The organism is Eoetvoesiella caeni, from assembly GCF_003315175.1.
Lineage (GTDB): Bacteria > Pseudomonadota > Gammaproteobacteria > Burkholderiales > Burkholderiaceae_B > Eoetvoesia > Eoetvoesia caeni.
In genome coordinates, this window is the sequence record NZ_QNRQ01000011.1 from 83,023 (window position 1) to 98,958 (window position 15,936).

The 15,936-nt window shown below is 61.0% G+C and carries 12 protein-coding genes; 9 read left to right on the top strand and 3 right to left on the bottom strand.

The features are described from left to right. Positions 1-4: 4 nt before the first annotated feature. Genes DFR37_RS17270 through serS form a run of 4 tightly spaced genes read left to right on the top strand, consistent with a single transcriptional unit; the run spans position 5 to position 5,701 of the window. Positions 5-2,362, top strand: coding sequence for a DNA translocase FtsK (locus DFR37_RS17270; RefSeq protein WP_113934498.1), 2,358 nt, complete (start codon positions 5-7; stop codon positions 2,360-2,362). Beyond that, positions 2,352-2,972, top strand: coding sequence for an outer membrane lipoprotein chaperone LolA (gene lolA / locus DFR37_RS17275; RefSeq protein WP_113934474.1), 621 nt, complete (start codon positions 2,352-2,354; stop codon positions 2,970-2,972). Before DFR37_RS17270 ends, lolA begins: the two co-directional genes overlap by 11 nt. 6 nt (positions 2,973-2,978) lie before the next feature. After that, the gene (locus DFR37_RS17280; protein WP_180148044.1) at positions 2,979-4,319 is read left to right on the top strand and encodes a replication-associated recombination protein A; all 1,341 of its coding nucleotides are present in this window, start codon (positions 2,979-2,981) and stop codon (positions 4,317-4,319) included. Between the two features lie 35 nt (positions 4,320-4,354). Continuing rightward, positions 4,355-5,701: a serine--tRNA ligase gene (serS, locus tag DFR37_RS17285; protein WP_113934475.1), complete on the top strand. Its 1,347-nt coding sequence runs from the start codon at positions 4,355-4,357 to the stop codon at positions 5,699-5,701. 96 nt (positions 5,702-5,797) lie between these two features. On the opposite strand, the gene DFR37_RS17290 is transcribed toward serS, so the two are convergent. Then, entirely contained in the window at positions 5,798-7,051 is a 1,254-nt protein-coding gene (locus tag DFR37_RS17290) for a pyridoxal phosphate-dependent aminotransferase (protein ID WP_113934476.1), read from the bottom strand. 470 nt (positions 7,052-7,521) lie between these two features. Between DFR37_RS17290 and DFR37_RS17295 the strand changes: the two genes are divergently transcribed. The 5 genes from DFR37_RS17295 to DFR37_RS17315 are packed head-to-tail and all read left to right on the top strand — an operon-like array spanning position 7,522 to position 14,353. Continuing rightward, positions 7,522-8,118 carry a DUF6088 family protein gene (locus tag DFR37_RS17295; protein ID WP_094159817.1) on the top strand — a complete coding sequence of 199 codons (597 nt, stop codon included), beginning with the start codon at positions 7,522-7,524 and terminating at the stop codon, positions 8,116-8,118. Next, the gene (locus DFR37_RS17300; protein WP_094159816.1) at positions 8,111-9,181 is read left to right on the top strand and encodes a nucleotidyl transferase AbiEii/AbiGii toxin family protein; all 1,071 of its coding nucleotides are present in this window, start codon (positions 8,111-8,113) and stop codon (positions 9,179-9,181) included. The genes DFR37_RS17295 and DFR37_RS17300 overlap by 8 nt, the downstream gene beginning before the upstream one ends. 5 nt (positions 9,182-9,186) lie before the next feature. After that, positions 9,187-10,059, top strand: coding sequence for a restriction endonuclease (locus DFR37_RS17305; RefSeq protein ID WP_094159815.1), 873 nt, complete (start codon positions 9,187-9,189; stop codon positions 10,057-10,059). A gap of 18 nt (positions 10,060-10,077) precedes the next feature. Then, positions 10,078-10,857, top strand: a complete 780-nt coding sequence (locus DFR37_RS17310) for a Hachiman antiphage defense system protein HamA (protein ID WP_094159814.1) — start codon at positions 10,078-10,080, stop codon at positions 10,855-10,857. After that, positions 10,841-14,353 (top strand): DEAD/DEAH box helicase, encoded by a 3,513-nt coding sequence (locus tag DFR37_RS17315; RefSeq protein WP_094159813.1) that lies wholly within the window; start codon positions 10,841-10,843, stop codon positions 14,351-14,353. Before DFR37_RS17310 ends, DFR37_RS17315 begins: the two co-directional genes overlap by 17 nt. 59 nt (positions 14,354-14,412) lie before the next feature. On the opposite strand, the gene DFR37_RS17320 is transcribed toward DFR37_RS17315, so the two are convergent. Further along, positions 14,413-14,643 (bottom strand): DUF2274 domain-containing protein, encoded by a 231-nt coding sequence (locus DFR37_RS17320; protein WP_094159812.1) that lies wholly within the window; start codon positions 14,641-14,643, stop codon positions 14,413-14,415. Further along, positions 14,640-15,935, bottom strand: a complete 1,296-nt coding sequence (locus DFR37_RS17325; protein WP_094159811.1) for a TraB/TrbI/VirB10 family type IV secretion system protein — start codon at positions 15,933-15,935, stop codon at positions 14,640-14,642. Before DFR37_RS17325 ends, DFR37_RS17320 begins: the two co-directional genes overlap by 4 nt. Position 15,936: the final 1 nt, after the last annotated feature.

Here is a 15,936-nt window from a genome sequence, read left to right on the forward strand (position 1 = left end):
GTCCATGGCTAGATTACCTGCAGCACCTTCCCGTTCCTCGCGCAACGTGCGCAATGGCCCTTCTGCGTTGCAAACCCGCTTGTCCGGCTTGCTGCGCGAAGCGCGCTGGATCCTCTTCGCGGCGCTTGCCGCGTGGCTCGGCCTAGTGCTGGCCACGTGGGTGCCTTCCGACCCGGGCTGGTCGCACTCCGTCCACTCCACCGTTACTCAAAACGGCGGCGGCATGCTGGGCGCGTACGTGTCCGACCTCTTGCTATTCCTTTTCGGATACTCGGCCTGGCTATGGGTGGCTTTGCTGGCACAGCGCGTGGCGGTCGGCTTTTACCGCCTTACCAGCGTCTTGCTGCCCAATGGCAAGGCCGACGTCCTGCCGCGCATCCACTGGGAAATCGGTATCGGCTTCTTTTTGCTGTTTCTGGGCGTCATGGGCATTGCGGCGCAGCAACTGCAGCATTTCGGTACGAGCTTGCCCAGCGGCGCCGGAGGGCAGCTGGGCAAATTGCTGGCGGCCGGAATGTCCGAAGTGTTCGGGTCCACCGGTTGTACGCTGCTTCTGCTGGTGTTCATTGCGGTGGGCGCCAGCCTTTTCCTGGGTTTTTCGTGGCTGCAATTGTCCGAACGCATCGGCACATTCATCGAAAAATCGGTCAGGCGCGCCTTCGAACTCAAGGCGGCCCGCGAAGACCGCCGCCTGGGCCAGGTAAAGAAGGCCGAGCGCGATGAAACCGTCGTCGCCAAGCAAGAACAACTGGTGCACGAACAGCCGGTGCGTATCGAGCCCGCCATTGTCTCGGTGCCGAAATCGGTTCGGGCCGAAAAGGAAAAGCAGCAAACCCTGTTTACCGCCGCACCCGAATCCGGCAGTTCGGGCGACCTGCCCGCGGTCAGCCTGCTTGACCCAGTAACCGAGCGCCTGGAAACGGTCACCCCCGAAACCATAGAGTTCACTTCACGCCTCATCGAGAAAAAACTATCCGACTTCGGCGTCAAGGTCGTGGTGGTGGCCGCGCAAGCCGGCCCCGTCATTACCCGCTACGAAATCGAACCAGCCACAGGCGTCAAAGGCAGCCAGATCGTGAATCTGGCCAAAGACCTGGCCAGGGCGCTCAGCCTGGTCAGCATACGTGTGGTTGAAACCATACCTGGCAAGAATCTGATGGGGCTCGAATTGCCGAATCCCAAGCGCCAGATGGTCAAGCTCTCCGAGATCATCGGCTCGCAAACCTATTACGCCAGCCAGTCGGTCGTTACCATGGCGCTGGGCAAAGACATTGCCGGCAACCCCATGGTGGCCGACCTGGCCAAGATGCCGCACCTGCTGGTGGCGGGTACAACGGGCTCGGGCAAGTCGGTAGGTATCAACGCCATGATCCTGTCGTTGCTGTACAAGGCGGATTCCACCCAAACCCGGCTGATTCTTATCGACCCCAAGATGCTGGAAATGAGCATCTACGAAGGCATTCCGCATCTGTTGGCGCCGGTCGTCACCGACATGCGCCACGCCGCCAATGCACTTAACTGGTGTGTGGGCGAAATGGAAAAACGCTATCGCCTCATGAGCAAAATGGGGGTGCGCAACCTGGCCGGCTACAACGCCAAGATACGCGATGCGATCAAGCGCGAAGAACCCATCCCCAATCCGTTCTCGCTGACGCCCGACGCACCCGAACCCTTGAGCACCTTGCCTACCATTGTGGTGGTCATCGACGAGCTGGCCGATTTGATGATGGTGGTCGGCAAGAAAATCGAAGAACTCATTGCACGCCTGGCGCAAAAGGCGCGGGCAGCGGGCATTCACCTTATTCTGGCTACCCAGCGGCCCAGCGTGGACGTCATCACCGGCCTGATCAAAGCCAATATTCCAACTCGTATTGCTTTCCAGGTTTCATCCAAGATCGACTCGCGCACCATTCTGGACCAGATGGGCGCTGAAACCTTGCTGGGCCAGGGCGATATGCTCTATATGCCGCCCGGCACGGGGCTGCCGGTACGCGTACATGGCGCCTTCGTCAGCGACGAAGAAGTGCACCGTGTCGTCGACTACCTTAAGCAGCAGGGCGAGCCCAATTATGTCGAAGGCCTGCTCGAAGGCGCCCAGGAGGGCGAAACCGGCGACGGCGTAAGCAGTGTCACAGGCTTTGCCGACGCCGAGTCCGACCCCTTGTACGACCAGGCGGTGGAAGTCATCCTGAAAAACCGGCGGGCGTCCATTTCGTCGGTGCAACGCCACTTGCGCATCGGCTATAACCGTGCGGCGCGCTTGCTCGAACAAATGGAGCAGGCCGGCCTGGTGTCGGCCATGCAGTCCAACGGCAATCGTGAAATCCTGACCCCAGCCGGAGACTCAGCCAGTGCGGATTAAAAACTTAGTGCTTGCCGCCGTGCTTGCGGCCAGTCCCCTGGTTGCGTGGTCGGCCGACGCCCCGGCGCAGTTGCGCCAGTTCATCGACAAAGTGGCTTCGGCCACCGGCGATTTTACGCAGCAAACCACCGGGCAGGGCCGTAGCAAGCCGCAGCAGGACGGGCAGTTCGCGTTTCAACGGCCAGGCAAGTTCAGGTGGGACGTCAAGCAGCCGTACGAGCAGCTTGTGGTTTCGGACGGCGCTACCGTCTATCAGTACGACCCCGACCTGGCCCAGGTAACCCAGCGTACGGTCGATAAGTCCATTGGCGCTTCGCCTGCGGCTATTTTGTTCGGCTCGGGTTCGCTGGACGAGTCCTTCAATATCAGCGCCTTGCCTGATAACGACGGCCTGCAGTGGTTGCGCGCCAAGCCGCGCAGTTCCGACGCGGGATTCGCCTATGTCGATATCGGCTTTCGCAACAATTTGCCGGCCCGCCTGCAACTGCTCGATTCGTTCGGCCAGACCACGCGCATCGACTTAAGCAACATCAAGGCAAATCCTTCCTTGCCTGCGTCCGAGTTCAAGTTCGTTCCACCCAAAGGGGTGGACGTCGTCAAGATGCAATAGGGCGCTGTGCTGAAATCCCAGGACTTGTTTGCCAATTCCGCCGCCAGCCTGGCCCATACGCCGTTGGCCGAGCGCTTGCGCCCCAGGACACTGGATGATGTCGTTGGCCAGGCCCATTTATTGGGCCCGGGCAAGCCGCTGCGTGTGGCCTTTGATTCGGGCCGTCCCCATTCCATGATCTTCTGGGGCCCGCCGGGCGTGGGCAAGACAACGCTGGCGCGCCTGATGGCCGATGGCTTTGATGCCCAGTTCCTGGCCATGTCGGCGGTATTGGGTGGGGTCAAGGACATTCGCGATGCCGTGGTTGCCGCCCAGGTGGCGCAAGGCCAGGGCCGGCGCACCATATTGTTCGTCGACGAAGTCCATCGCTTCAACAAGGCCCAGCAAGACGCCTTCCTGCCCTATGTGGAAAGCGGCCTGTTCACCTTCATAGGCGCAACAACCGAAAACCCCTCGTTTGAAGTCAACTCGGCTTTGCTTTCGCGCGCCCGCGTTTACGTGCTGGAATCCATTTCACAGCAAGATCTTCTTAGCCTGATAGGGCGGGCAATGGCCATTATCAATGCCCCGGCGCAAGACCAGGGGGCGCCTTTGGTGTTCGACCCGGAGGCGCAGGCGCAATTGGCGGCATGGGCCGATGGCGATGCGCGCCGGTTGATCAACGCGGTCGAGGTCGTGGCCGAATCGGCCCGCAATGCGCAGCGCGAACTTATCGATTCCGAGTGGCTGGAAACTTCCTTGTCGCAGAACTTGCGCCGCTTCGATAAAGGCGGCGATGCCTTTTACGACCAGATCAGCGCCTTGCACAAAGCGGTGCGCGGCTCGGACCCGGATGCTTCCCTGTATTGGTTTGCACGCATGCTGGACGGGGGCGTCGACCCGCGCTATCTGTCGCGGCGCATAGTCCGCATGGCGGTCGAGGACATCGGCCTGGCGGATCCGCGCGCAACCGAACTGGCCTTGAACGGCGCCGATATCTACGAGCGCCTGGGTTCGCCCGAAGGTGAACTGGCGCTGGCGCAAGCCGTGGTGTACTTGGCGTGCGCCGCCAAATCCAATGCGGTGTATAACGCCTACAAAGCGGCCAAGGCCTATGCGCAGCAGCACGGCAGCGCGCCGGTGCCCATGCACTTGCGCAACGCTCCGACCAAGCTCATGAAAGAGCTCGGCCATGGCAAGGCATACCGCTATGCGCACGACGAGCCGCATGGTTACGCCGCGGGCGTGCAGTATTTTCCCGATGGGCTGAGGGCTCAGTTCTACCGCCCGACAGATCGGGGTCTAGAGGGTAAAATCGCCGACAAACTGGCGTTTTTACGCGATCTGGACAAGCAGAACAAATCTTGACCGCTTATTCTTTCATCTTAATTTTCTGGTAAATCATGTTAGACCCCAATCAGTTGCGCAAAGACTTAACTACCGTTGTGAATGCGCTGGCGCGCCGGAAAGTTTCGTTCGACACCGAAAGATTCAGCCAGCTTGAGGCGCGCCGCAAGGCCGTCCAGGTCGAAACCGAAACGCTGCAGGCCCGCCGCAATGCGGTCTCCAAACTGATTGGCCAGCTTAAGTCCAAAGGCGAAGACGCCACCGCTGAAATGGCCGAGTCGCAGGCGATTCCGGCCCGGCTGAAAGATCTGGAGCACGATTTGGCGCTGGTGCAGGGCGAGCTGAATGATTGGCTCATGACGATTCCCAACCTGCCGCATGAAAGCGTGCCGGATGGCGAGTCCAGCGACGACAACATCGAGGTGCGACGCTGGCTTCCGCCAGGCATGCAAACCGATGCGGACGGCAACCCGCGGCCGTTTGCGTTCGAGGCCAAAGACCATGTGGCGCTGGGCGAGGCCATAGGCCTGGATTTCGAGACGGCCCGCAAGCTGTCGGGTTCCCGCTTCATGATGCTGCGCGGCCCCATTGCCCGCCTGCATCGCGCCCTGGCCCAGTTCATGCTTGACCTGCAAACGACTGAGCATGGCTATCAGGAATGCTATACGCCGTATATCGTCAACGGCGCGACGCTGTTCGGCACCGGCCAGTTGCCCAAGTTCAAGGACGACATGTTCTGGGTTACCAAAGGCGGCGGCGAATCCGAGCAGGATGAGCAGGGCAATGCCGTGGCTGGCGACGATCTGTACTTAATCTCCACTGCCGAAATAACCCTTACGGGGGCCATGCGCGATACCATTGTGGCGCAAACCGACTTGCCCATACGCCTGACCGCGCATACGCCATGCTTTCGTTCGGAAGCCGGCAGCGGTGGGCGCGACGTGCGCGGCATGATACGCCAGCACCAGTTCGACAAAGTCGAAATGGTGCAGGTCGTGCACCCTGATACTTCCTACCAGGTTCTGGAAGACATGGTCGGACACGCCGAAGCCGTCTTGCAACGCCTGGGCGTGGCTTATCGCGTTGTTTTGCTGTGCGGCGGCGACATGGGTTTCGGTTCCGCCAAAACCTACGACCTGGAAGTCTGGCTGCCGGCGCAAAACGCCTGGCGCGAAATCTCCTCGGTCTCCAACTGCGAGGCTTTCCAGGCGCGCCGCCTGCAGGCGCGCTATCGCCCCGAAAAAGGCAAGCCTGAATACCTGCATACGCTGAACGGTTCAGGCCTGGCTGTAGGGCGTGCGCTGGTGGCTGTCCTGGAAAACTATCAGCAGCAAGACGGCAGCGTCGTCGTGCCCGAGGCCTTGCGGCCATACATGGGTGGCTTGGAGCGGTTGCCGAAGTAGAAAAACACCGTGCGCCTGTAGCGTTGCGGTTTGCCGCCCGCTAAGGGGCGGCTCTTTTGCTTGGCGAATCTGCGGCCAAAGAGCCGCCTGCGCCAGCTATTCGGCGGTAAGGGACTCTGCCTGCGCCTTGCTGTGCTTGTTGCGGTAGTCCTCGAGAAACTTGGCGATGCGGCCAATGGCTTCACGCAAGTCGGGCTCATGCGGCAAAAACACAATGCGGAAGTGATCGGGACGCGGCCAGTTGAATCCCGTGCCCTGCACCAGCATCACACGCGTGGCTTCCAGTAGCTGCAGGAAAAACTGGCGGTCGTCCTCGATGGGGTAGACCTCGGGGTCGAGCCGCGGAAACATATACAGCGCGGCCTGCGGCTTGACGCAGGTGACACCCGGAATGGCGGTAATCAGTTCGTAGGCCAGATCGCGTTGATGGCGCAGCCGGCCGCCCTCGCGCACCAGGTCGTTGATGCTTTGGTAGCCGCCCAGCGCAGTCTGGATCGCCCATTGGCCTGGCACGTTGGCACACAGCCTCATGTTGGCAAGCATGTTCAAGCCTTCGATGTAGTCGCTGGCGGCTTGTTTGTCGCCCGTGACCACCAGCCAGCCTGCGCGGTAGCCGCAGGCGCGGTAGCTTTTGGAGAGCGAATTGAAGGTCAAGGTCAGTACATCGTTGGACAGACTTGCCATTGCGGTGTGCTTGACGTCGTCGTACAGTACTTTGTCGTATACCTCGTCGGCCAGAATGACCAGCCCGTGTTTGCGCGCGATGGCAATGATTTCCCGCAGCACATGGTCGGGATAGAGCACGCCCGTTGGGTTGTTCGGGTTGATGACCACGATTCCCTTGGTGCGCGGCGTTATCTTCGAGCGGATGTCATCCAGGTCGGGAATCCAGCCGTTGGCTTCATCGCACAAGTAGTGTACGGGTGTGCCGCCCGACAGGCTGGTAACCGCCGTCCACAGCGGATAGTCGGGCGCGGGCAGCAGCAGTTCGTCGCCATCGTCCAGCAAAGCGTTGGTGGCCATTGCGATCAGGTCGGACGCTCCGTTGCCCAGGTAGACATCTTCCAGCGTCACACCCTGTACGCCCTGGGCCTGGGTGTAATGCATTACTGCTTTGCGCGCGGCGAAGATGCCCTTGCTGTCCGAATAGCCCGCCGAGTTGGGCAGATTGCGGATCATGTCCTGCTGCACTTCTTCGGGGGCGTCGAAGCCGAACACGGCCAGGTTGCCGATATTGAGCTTGATGAGCTGCTGGCCTTCGTCTTCCATCTGCTTGGCCCTGTCCATGATGGGGCCGCGAATATCGTACAGGACGTGAGCCAGCTTGCTCGATTTGTTGATGGTTTTCATGGGGGGTATGGGTGGTTTTCTGTGGAAATGTGCGCCTAGAAGCATAGCACTTTGGTGCTTGCGCGGCTTCAGGGGCAAAAAAGGGCCGATGTCAAGCACTCCATAAACGGCAGCGCATCGGCTGAAGTCTAAGTGTGACAAGGGCTTGGGCGTTTGTGCCAGCTCCCTGGCCAGTCCGGCTCTTGTAGGCCAGGAGCCACATAGGAGCAACGCGGTTGCGGGCCTGAGCGTACCCAAGCGGGCCTCTGATGAGGCTTGCTTGAATGATATGACAAGGCGCCCGCAAACCATAGCCCTCCCCCAAGACGCGAAAGCGCAGGCCACCGACCTGCGCTTTCGCGGATGCGGCGCAGCGTAACGGTCAAGGCCCGCTTATCCCACCCCACCAATCCGTCACCAGATCAGTGGGACCATGCTGCTTTCAAGATGTCAGAAACTGATGTATCATTTCTCACCTTAAGAGGTGTCCTATGAACACGCTGCCCGAGACCATCCTGCAACAAGCGCGATCCCTCCCCGAGGGAGGCGTCCTGTCGCCCAAGGAGTTCCTGCACTTGGGAAGCCGATCGGCGGTAGATCAGGCGTTCTCTCGATTGGCCAAGGCCGGCAAGCTGCTGCGCGTAGCGCGCGGCGCCTACGCTGCCCCGATTTCCGGTCGCTTCGGTTCTCGCGCTCCCACTCCCGAGAAGGTCGTCAGGGCGCTGGCCGAGCAGAGCGGCGAGATCGTCGTGCCGCACGGCGCCAGTGCCGCCAATGTCCTGGGCCTGACGCAGCAGGTTCCCATCCGTGAGGTCTACCTGACCTCCGGCCGGACCCGGAAGTTGAAGCTCGGGCGCTCGGAAGTGCTGGTGAAGCACGCGCCGCGCTGGATGTTGGCGCTAGGCACGCGGCCGGCAGGCTCGGCCGTGCGCGCACTGGCCTGGATCGGGCCGACGCACGCCGATGAGTCGCTGGCGTCGCTTCGTCGCACCTTGCCTCGTTCCGAATGGAAGGCACTGACCTTGGCGCGCGCGACGCTACCCGGCTGGATGGCGCAAGCCATCGGCAAGGAAGCCGCTCGTGGCTGAATCTTTCTTTGCTCTGAGCAAGAAGGATCAACACGAAGCGCTGGAACACGGGCGCGCTGAAACCGGCCGTCCGGCCCATCTGCTCGAAAAGGACGTGTGGGTGGTGTGGACGTTGCGCGCCCTGTTCGAGTCGCCGCTGTCAGCCGACCTGACCTTCAAGGGTGGCACGTCACTGTCGAAGGTCTACAAGGTCATCGACCGCTTCTCCGAAGACATCGACCTGACCTACGACATCCGCAAGCTGATCCCGGACCTGATCGGCCACGACGGAGAGTTGCCGGCCAGTCGCAGCCAAGCCGGCAAATGGACGCAGGCCGTGCGGCGTCGGCTACCTGAGTGGATCACGCAGAACGTGCAGCCGGTGATTCAGGCGGCCCTGACGCGCGAGCGTCTGGACGCCCGACTCGAACTCGGCGGCCAAGAGAACGACAAGCTGTTCCTACACTACCCAGCCCTAGCGCAAGGTACCGGGTATGTGGCACCCGTTGTCACGCTGGAATTCGGTGGCCGCGCCACCGGCGAACCGCACGAGGTATTTCAGGTGGCCTGTGATATAGCCGAGCATTTTCCTGGAGTGTCCTTTCCCACTGCCTCGCCTCTGGTCATGAGCGTCGCGCGCACCTTCTGGGAGAAGGCTACCGCAGCGCATGTGTTCTGCGCGCAGGGCCGCGTCCGCAATGAACGTTACGCGCGGCACTGGCATGACCTGGTCGCGATCGCACGAAGCGCCCACTTCGCTGCTGTCATGACCGATCGCATGGTGGCAACGGCCGTCGCCCATCACAAGTCGCACTTCTTCATTGAGAAGGACACCAACGGCCAAGTCATCGACTATGCAGCAGCGACTACGGGACATCTGAAAATCGTTCCCGAAGGCGAAGCCAAGGCCGCACTCGCAAAGGACTATGCGGCCATGCTGGCCGACGAAGTGATGGTTGGCAATGCCTTACCTTTTGACGAGTTGCTGAAGATATGCGCCGAACTCGAAGCGAAGATCAACAACTCTGTCGTAGACATCGACAATGATGACCAGAACCTAGGTCGTCAACCTTCTCCGCGATAGTACGTATGAGCAACATCCGATCTATCGACATGATGTTTCTTGACGATGTGTTCGAGATGGGGGGCGGCTATGTCCTCAATTTCTCGGATCGCACCTTCGCGCAGTTCTTCGCCGAAGAACTCAATATCGACATCGACGACCCGATCTATGCGCGCAATGGTGGGTCAAAAGCCAAGCGCCTACGCTGCTTCCTTCAAACAGTCGATAAGGCAACTGTCGCCCGAACGCTAAACGCCCTATGGGTATACCGGGAAGCATTGCGACAACGCTCTGAGCAAGCCGACAAGATTCCGAACGCCCACGGCCGTCTCCTGTCCTTGCTCAATCGGCTTGAAGGCCGGCCGGAAAATTCCCAAGCGCCCAGTCAAGATCCCGTCCCGGCATTTGATCGCCAGAAGTTGGCCCAGATCAAGAGCAATCTCCTCGCGATGACGTCGCTGGAGGCTCATGCGCGTGGTTATGCCTTCGAGAAATTCTTGTGTGATTTGTTTGACACCTACGGGTTGGCGGCGCAAGAACCATTTCGTCTGAAGGGTGAGCAGATCGACGGCAGCTTTCAGTTTGGCAACGAGACCTATCTCGTCGAAGCCAAGTGGCACGGCAAGCCCATCGGTGTCGCCGAGCTTCACACTTTTCACGGCAAGATCGAACAGAAGGCCGCCTGGACTAGGGGTCTATTCGTCAGCAACAGCGGTTTCACCGAAGACGGCCTCGCCGCATTCGGTCGTGGCAAGCGCGTCACCTGCATGGACGGCTATGATCTCTACGAGACCCTGAATCGGGAAATCCCCCTCAACCACGTCCTCGAACGCAAGGTGCGTCGGGCGGCCGAAACCGGCTCACCCTTTGTACGTGTTCGCGACCTCTTTCCACATTGATCCGCAAGGGGGGCGAAGATGGCGCAGTTCAATACTTGGTGTAGCTTGACCAATTCGGCCGTTGGCAACCATGGTCTTTGCGTCCTGACCAGTAATCCAGCAAATCTGGCGAGTGGAATTCAGGCGACGGCGGCGGTCATACCAAACCACTATGCTGCTGAGGAACAGGTTGCGCGGGCTCTCGCCCGCCTCGGTAAACCGGCCGCAGCCGCGCTGATCCAGGGCAAGTTGCCAACCACCAAGACGATCCGCTCCGGCGATCTTGGTGAGATCTATGCGACCGAATGGATCGACACGCATAGCGGTGGCTACCGCGCGCCCATCAAACGTCTGCGCTGGAAGGATCATCGCAACATGGCGATGCGCGGCGACGATGTAATTGGACTTCTCCAAGACCCACAGACCCAACGCCTGTACTTTCTAAAGACTGAGGCTAAGAGCCGTGTCACGCTGACGGCGCAAGTCCTCGCCGCTGCTCGGGCTGGGCTGGACAAGGATGGCGGGCTCCCCTCCGCTCATGCGCTCTCCTTCATTTCCGCCCGGCTTCTCGAACTGGACAACGCTCCACTAGCCGATGCCATCGACGCTGCCCTTCTGAAACATGGCATTCCCGTCGAAAGTGTCCGCCATCTGCTGTTCACCTTTTCTGGCAACACCCCGGACGCTCTTCTCACCGCATCGTTGCAATCCTATCCGGGAACGATCACACAATGGGGCGTCGGACTGCGCGTCGAGGGACACGCAGCGTTCGTCGGCGCCGTCTATGATCAGGTGATCGCCAATGCCAACAACGCCTGAGACCATCGTTGCGGGTATCAACGAGGCGGCAGCGGCAGGTTTTCGCGGCCGCCTCATCGCCCGCGGCCAAGCACGCGCCATGATCTGGCGCGATGGCGCCCTACCACCGGATGCACCTGCCTTCTCTCCTCAGCTCAGCTACGACCTGCATTCCTATGGTTATGCCATGCTTGGGCTCGGTCTGCGTCTCCGTGAGCTAGGTGGTGACGCTGCGCAGGCCCGTGTCGCTTTCGAGCAAGCCGCAACTGCTCTGGAGGCAGTTATGGCCAGAGGAAACCCTGGGGAAGCTGATCGAGACTTCCACTTCATCATGACCGCAGCGAGCTATCACCTGGCTCGGCTGTCTGCACGGGCCTACTCGCTCCTCACTATCGTTGAAACCGAGGAAAATTTCTCGCCGATAGAGCGGGCCTTGGCCCTCCTGATGCTCCGCAATATCGACGGCCTCCGAACCATGTCGCTGGACTACAGGGTTTTGGGGACCGGAAGTGACGAGCAGATCACTGCCACAATCCAGGGGCATCTGGATCAGATCGAAGCAGCCGTAGGCCAGGCAGGCGACGAAAACGCCTTTCTTTTCGACAGCCTGGATACGGCGCTTACCGACTCTTTTCTCGCCGCCATGTCTCTGTTCTTGCTGGCGCTGGAGCGTGGCGAACGGCAGATTCTCGACCAAGCTTTAGCCCGCCTCCAAGAAAGCCTGAGCGTCTGCAGCGAAATGAACTTGCTGCCCCAATGGTGGGCGCATCGCGTGGCGATCCATATCTTGCCCGATCTCTGGTCCAATACCTTCCACGAAAAGGTGCCGATGCTGCCGATTGGTGGAGCCGCCGCCGATTGGCCTCGCCTCCGTGATTTATTCATTGCCTCTCTGCTGAATCGGCCAAGAGCTGAAGTTGATCTATGGCCCTCGCAGATCGAAGCCGCAACGCGCGCTGTCGATCAGTCCGACGACCTAGTGGTTTCGCTGCCCACCAGCGCCGGCAAAACCAGAATTGCCGAGCTGTGCATCTTGCGCTGCCTCGCCGCAGGCAAGCGCGTCGTCTTCGTAACACCGCTCAGGGCGCTGTCCGCCCAGACTGAAGTGACGCTACAGCGAACCTTCGGGCCACTCGGTAAAACCATCTCCGCCCTCTACGGCAGCATTGGAGTGAGTGGCTTCGATGAGGATTCGATTCGCGAGCGCGATATCGTCGTCGCTACCCCTGAAAAGCTCGATTTCGCGCTGCGTAACGATCCTTCACTGCTCGATGATGTCGGCCTTCTTGTCTTCGACGAAGGCCACATGATTGGCATGAACGAGCGCGAGATCCGCTACGAGGTGCAAATCCAGCGACTCCTTCGGCGTGCCGATGCACACGATCGCCGTATCGTCTGCCTGTCGGCGATCCTTCCCGATGGGGATCAACTGGATGATTTCGCGGCGTGGCTCCGCCGCGACCATCCCGGCGGCCTAATCAAGAACGATTGGAGGCCGACGCGACTGCGGTTCGGCGAGGTCGTCTGGAACTCGCCCTTTGCTCGACTCAACCTTCGCGTCGGCGACGAGCGTCCATGGGTACAGCGATTCCTCACCGGATTTGCCCCTCCGGACTTCGTACCACCAAAGCGACGTCGCACGCGCCTCTTCCCGAAAGATCAGCGCGAGCTTAGCCTGGCGACAGCCTGGCGACTCGTTGATGATGGCCAGACGGCCCTTATCTTCTGCCCAGAACGCCGGAGCGTTGAGCCCTTCGCCGACGTTATTGTCGATCTCCACGAGCGCGGCGCACTTCGCTCGCTTCTTGAAGTCGATCCGAATGTGCTGAACGCAGCGGTCACGCTCGGAGAGGAATGGCTTGGGCCAAACAGTGCGCTCCTAAAGTGCCTGAGGTTGGGCGTTGCCCTACATCATGGCGCCCTACCGACGGCTTATCGCAAGGAGATCGAGCGCCTTCTTCGGGAAGGTATTCTGAAAGTCACGATTTCCTCACCGACCCTTGCCCAAGGGCTGAATCTCTCGGCCACGGCTGTTGTCATGCACTCGCTTCACCGCAACGGCGCGCTCATCGAGGTTTCCGAATTCAAGAACGTCATCGGCCGAGCGGGTCGAGCCTACGTTGATGTGGAAGGCATCGTACTCTTTCCGATGTTCGATGAGGTCGCGAGAAAGCGGCTCAATTGGGAGAGCCTCATCAGCAACGTGGGCGCTCGGGAGATGGAGAGCGGACTTGTTCGGCTCGTCGCAGCGCTACTGAGTCGGATGCACGTCAGCATCGGTGACGACCTCGCCCAGCTTGTCGAATACGTGGCGAACAATGCTCAAGCGTGGACGTTCCCTGAGATAGCCAATGAGTCTCCCGAAGATCGCGAACGCGCGCTTGCCGAGTGGGAACGGCGCGTCGCTACGCTTGATACCGCCATCCTGAGCCTGATCGGCGAGAACGACATCCCAGATGACGGCATTGAAACTGCGCTTGATGACATTCTCCAGTCTTCCCTGTGGCAACGCCGCCTACTGCGCCAGAATGAACAGGTGCAGCAGACTCTAAAGGCGGGGCTACTCGCGCGCAGCCGATTGATCTGGGCGCAGTCCACGGCTCCCCAGCGGAGAGGGTACTTCCTCGCCGGCGTTGGATTGGCAACTGGCCACGCTCTTGACGCGATTGCAGAGGGGGCCAACCTACTGCTGGTTCAGGCCAATGCAGCGCTTCTTACCAACAACGCAGAAGAAGCGATCGCGGCGATCACCAACCTCGCTGAGCAGGTGTTCGCCTTCTATCCGTTCATGCCAGACTCCTTGCCTGACAACTGGCACGACATCCTGCGCTGCTGGTTGCTCGGCCAGCCGCTAGCGGGCATTGTCGCTGGCCAGGAGTCGGAGACCCTTCAGTTTATCGAAGGCGGTCTCGTCTATCGTCTGCCGTGGGCCATGGAGGCCATACGAGTGCGGGCCGCCGCCAACGGCGATACTGTCGCTGACCTGGAACTTGAGGATTTTGAACTTGGCTTAGCTGTCCCCGCTGTCGAAACAGGCACGATGAATCGTTCAGCCTCGATTCTGATCCAAGCCGGCTTCAGTTCCAGACTCGCCGCTATAAAGGCCGTCGCCGATACGGCGGCAACTTTCACTACCAGCCAGGCATTGAAGCTCTGGCTCAATTCCGAAGCTATCGCCATGTGGAGTGCACTGCCGGATTGGCCCACTGCAGAGACCAAGGCGATGTGGATCGAATTCGCGCAAAGCTTCACGCCAGCCGACAGGCGAACTTGGACTGAACGCCGCTATTGGGCCGGCGTCGCTTGGTATGGCGTCCCGGTCCCACCTGGTGCGCCTGTCAGGCTCCATCACTGGAACGGTCAGCCGATCGTCCTATCAGGAGAGGGGCTTCCCATGGGCACCCTTCAGGCTGCGCTCAACCCAGTTCGGAGCGGCCTAATGCGGGCCACAGTGTCTCAAGAGCCCGGCAGAATCGACCTGAGTTATTTAGGCCCCGACGATTTGTGGCAGGTGTAACTCCCAATCTCCAAACTATGGATGAAGAAAGCAGGTAGCGTCGTATCGTCGGGAGACCTTCATGCGCCGACTTTGGAGGCAATCACCTTCCTGAATCCCCGATCCCGCGCAATGAACGCCTCCAGCATGTGCGGGATCAGCGTCACCGCATCGACCGCTTCGCCGTAGGTCTGCCCATGCAACGTGGCGTAACGGTCGAGGTCGGCCTTCAGGCTGGCCGGACATGCAAAGGTCAGCTTGACGGTTTCGCTCTTGGGCAGCGGGCCGAGCCGCAGCTTGTTCGTGTTCATTGCGAGGCTCCCCTGTTGAAGAACAGCGGTTGGTACGGACGCAGCACCAGGTCGCGGTTGACGATGATGCGCACCGGCAGGCCGGGGCGAGCCGTCAGCGTGGGCTGGATGTTCATGTTGCGCCGGGTCATCTCCTGGCCGATCTGGTTCACGCTGTCCTGCACGCTGTCGCGGCCGGCAATGACGACGCGATCCCCGCCCTGGCGATTCTCCGGGGCGGCCAGTTCGGCGCCGACGCCCAGCAGCGTGGTCAGCACCGCGCCGGCGAAGATGCGATCCCAATGCCAATCGACACCATCCTCCAGGCCCGCGTAACCGGCCGGGTCCGTGCCCACGAGGTTGTCGAGCTGGCTTGATGAGGTGTCCGGCAGGATCAGCCGGTGCCACACCATCTGGAGTCGGGTCTGCCCGTAGCTGACCTGGCTGTTGTAGCGGCCCAGGATGCGCGAGCCCTGCGGGATCAGCAGATGGCGGCCGGTGGCCGTGTCGTAGATCGGCTCCGTCACCGTGGCGATCACGTCGCCCGGTAGGTCGGACTTGATGCCCGTCACCAGTGCGCCCGCGATCACCGTGCCGGCCATCACCTGATACGGCGAGGCAGGTAGTTGCAGGTTGCCAGAATTGCGGGTTTGCACAGGACCGGCATTGCTCAGAAACGCTTCCTTCTGGTCCTGCCGGTTCTGCACGGCGGTGGGATCGCCCGGCTGCGCGGCCGTCGAAGCCGGTCCGGCGGCCAGCGGATCGAAACCCGCCAGTCCGGTCAGCGGTGGGGTTCCTGCCATGCTCTGAGTGGGAGGGGCTACGGCGGCGCGCTGTCCGCCCGTGCTGAAGAACACGGACGAAGCCGCCGCTTCCTCGGCCTCCTTGAGCCGCGCTAGGCGCTCGGCTTCGGCCGGGTCATAGCCCGGTTGCGAGTAACCCTGCGCTCGCTGTTCGGCGCGCAGGATCGGTGCTCCGAGGTCGCCGGGTAGCGGTTCGCCCAGCTCCGGCGGCAGCGGTGGCAAGGTCGGCGGTAGTTGCGAATAGTCGATGGGCAACTGCGCCAGCCCTTCGGAGCGCGACACGCGATCGACGTTGTACAACTCGGTCGGCTCGCCTGCGCCACGGCGCTGCGGTGCTTGCAGCGACCAGAGCGTTGCGCCCAATACGGCGGCGGCCACGCTGCCGACCAGAACTGCCAGCATGCGCCGGTTCAACCGCGTGACGGGACGCGGCTGCGCCCGCAGGGCGACTTGTTCCGGCGCCAGCTTCGGGGCGGCGCCAAGCATGTCCGGAGAATCGTCCTGGCTCATG